Origin of the sequence: Bradyrhizobium niftali (genome assembly GCF_004571025.1) — a bacterium.
Lineage (GTDB): Bacteria > Pseudomonadota > Alphaproteobacteria > Rhizobiales > Xanthobacteraceae > Bradyrhizobium > Bradyrhizobium niftali.
The window spans coordinates 1-695 of the sequence record NZ_SPQT01000135.1 but is presented as its reverse complement, the minus strand read 5'-3'; the positions used below and the strand labels follow the sequence as shown (position 1 = coordinate 695).

The following is a 695-nucleotide window of genomic DNA, read 5'->3' as shown; positions in this document are numbered from 1 at the left end:
ATAGATGATCGCCACGCTTCAGGCCCTGCGCGCGAAGGAAGTTTGCGACCTGGTTGGAACGGCGCGACAGCGCCGCAAAGGACAATTTCGTTTGCCGATCCTGTGCGGCATCGACAATCCAGAGCGCGGGTCGGTCCCTGCTCTCCGCATTCCCCGCCAGCCCGGCGTCGAACCAGTCGAGCGCCCAGTTGAAGGGAACCGGATCGGGCCAGCGGAAGCCTTTGACCGCCGTCCCGTAATCCGTGCGGTGCTGTAGAAGGAACGCGCGCGCTTCCTGAAATGTCGTCATGATCCGGGCCCGTCGAATTGACCTGCGAGCGTAGCCCGGATGGAGCGAAGCGCAATCCGGGGCCGGCTACCCAATTGGCAGCAGCTGTCCCGGATTTCGCTTCGCTCCATCCGGGCTACGGGCAAAGCCTCGCTATTTTCCAGCGAGGCTGCGAACGTGCTTGATAATTCCGGAAAAATCCACCCCGCCCTGGCCCGCTCTATCGAAGGCCTGATAAATCTCCTGCGCATGCTGGCCGAGCGGCGTGGCCGCGCCCGCGGCCTTGGCCGCGTCCTGCGCCAAGGTCAGGTCCTTCACCATCAGCGCCGAGGCAAAGCCGGGCTTGTAATCGTTGTTCGCCGGCGAGGTCGGCACCGGACCCGGCACCGGGCAATAGGTCGTCAGCGACCAGCACTGGCCCGACGAG

The 695-nt window shown here is 64.5% G+C and carries 1 protein-coding gene and 1 pseudogene; both read right to left on the bottom strand.

Annotated features, from left to right (window positions below; translation table 11 throughout):
- Positions 1–289 (bottom strand): annotated as a pseudogene (locus E4K65_RS46775) (AMP-dependent synthetase); the annotation flags it as partial.
- A 132-nt stretch (positions 290–421) separates the two neighbouring features.
- On the bottom strand, positions 422–695 hold a 274-nt coding region (locus tag E4K65_RS46770; protein WP_167771712.1), incomplete at its 5' end, for an NAD-binding protein.